The 309-nt window shown below is 61.2% G+C and carries 1 protein-coding gene; it reads left to right on the plus strand.

Annotated features, from left to right (window positions below; all coding sequences use genetic code 11):
- Positions 1-309: ATP-binding cassette domain-containing protein (locus FDX22_RS31940; protein WP_255433050.1), on the plus strand; the 309-nt coding region annotated here is incomplete at both ends.

Consider the following 309-nt stretch of genomic DNA (forward strand, 5'->3'; position numbering starts at 1 on the left):
GCCGGGTTCTCGCATCGGCCTGTTAGGCCGCAACGGTGCGGGTAAATCAACGCTGATTAAGCTGCTGGCCGGCGAACTGGCCCCCATCAGCGGCGAGATTGGCCTGGCGAAAGGCATCAAGCTGGGCTACTTCGCTCAGCACCAGCTGGAGTTTTTACGCGCCGATGAATCGCCTATCCAGCACCTGGCGCGCATGGCGCCGCAGGAGCTTGAGCAGAAACTGCGAGACTACCTCGGCGGATTCGGCTTCCAGGGCGATAAAGTCAGCGAAGAAACCCGTCGCTTCTCCGGTGGCGAAAAAGCGCGTCT

The organism is Citrobacter sp. TBCS-14, assembly GCF_005280805.1.
Taxonomy (GTDB): domain Bacteria; phylum Pseudomonadota; class Gammaproteobacteria; order Enterobacterales; family Enterobacteriaceae; genus Citrobacter; species Citrobacter gillenii.